1 protein-coding gene is annotated in these 1,380 nt (G+C 50.4%); it reads left to right on the top strand.

All coding sequences use genetic code 11. From position 1 onward, the window contains the following. Window positions 1-84: 84 nt before the first annotated feature. Window positions 85-1,107, top strand: a complete 1,023-nt coding sequence (locus FDW95_RS16300) for an IS110 family transposase (RefSeq protein ID WP_001567660.1) — start codon at window positions 85-87, stop codon at window positions 1,105-1,107. The last annotated feature ends 273 nt before the right edge of the window (window positions 1,108-1,380 follow it).

Here is a 1,380-nt window from a genome sequence, read left to right as displayed (position 1 = left end):
CGAATGGAAGGGACTTCCCCTGATTATGCGCCTGATTAACTCTTGTGCAATCATGGGGTAAACACAACCCCGGAGGGATTCGTTATGACCATTACTACTGTCGGTATCGATCTTGCTAAAAATGTGTTCGCTGTTCATTGCGTTGACCAGAATGGCAAAACCGTTCTGGTTAAATCCAGAGTAACCCGCGCAGCTCTTCCCGGGCTGATTGCTGGTTTGCCGCCCTGTGTTATCGGGATGGAGGCGTGCTCCGGGGCTCATTACTGGGCAAGACTGTTTCGGCAGTATGGTCATGAGCCGCGTCTGATGGCCGCTAAATTTGTATCGCCTTACCGCATGGCTGGTAAATCAGGGAAAAATGATGCAGCTGATGCTCAGGCTATCTGCGAGGCGGTTCGTCGCCCACATATGCGGTTTGTGCCGGTTAAGGATGAGAGCCAGCAGGCAATGCAGTGTCTGCATCGTACCCGACAGGGTTTTATCGAAGAGAAAACAGCAACATATAATCGTCTCCGGGGGTTGATATCTGAATTCGGCGTTATCGCCCCACAAAGTACAGATGCCCTGCGCCACATAGTTTTTGAGCAGAAGAATTCTTTACCACTTCAGGTTCAGCAATGTGTTGATGATTTGCTGGAGCACGTTGCTCGCATTGAAGATAACATCGCTGAATATGACCGAATTTTGTCCCGCATGGCCAAAACAGATCATCGCAGTCAGCGGCTGATGGAATTGAAGGGCGTTGGCCCCACAACGGCCTGTGCGCTGGTCGCCAGTATCGGTAATGCACATGATTTTAAGAATGGGCGCCAGCTGGCAGCCTGGCTGGGACTGACACCATCGCAGTACAGCAGCGGCGGAAAGTCGAAGCTTGGCAGGATAACGAAAGCTGGCGATTCGTATCTGAGAACACTTCTGGTTCAGGGTGCCCGCTCGGTACTGATCGGGGCGGAGAAAAGGACTGATTTATTCAGTCGTTGGGTCTGCTCACTGGTCGAACGCAGAGGATACTGGCGCGCTGTTGTTGCCATCGCTGCCAAAAATGCAAGACTGTGCTGGGCATCATTGCATTACGGTGATGATTTCAGGTTGTACTCAGCCAGCTAAAGTACAAAGCTGTATGACCATCTGTTCTGCAACTCGTTGATGATAAAGGGTTAGACCCCGTGAGGTATATCTGCTTATTGTACAGGGCAAGTGTACCCGACTAACGAACTAGAGCCTCACGAGCGTCTTTCATCAGGGTCCGAATCGATGACGATTCATCATGACCGTTTATAGTACCGCAGTCTCTCCCCTTTATTTTTTTACTATAGTGCAGACAGAAACCGTAAACACCGGCGTTGACATGCCGGGGAAGCCCTTATAGTACAATAATTT

Origin of the sequence: Citrobacter sp. wls718 (genome assembly GCF_005280945.1) — a bacterium.
GTDB classification, from domain to species: Bacteria; Pseudomonadota; Gammaproteobacteria; order Enterobacterales; family Enterobacteriaceae; genus Citrobacter; species Citrobacter gillenii.
Note: the sequence above shows the minus strand (reverse complement) of the source record. Positions and strands in the feature narration are given on the sequence as shown.

What these genes read in the sequence shown, in the direction of transcription:
- FDW95_RS16300 (WP_001567660.1), top strand. Translation starts at nt 85, where the DNA reads ATGACCATTACTACTGTCGGTATCGATCTTGCTAAAAATGTGTTCGCT.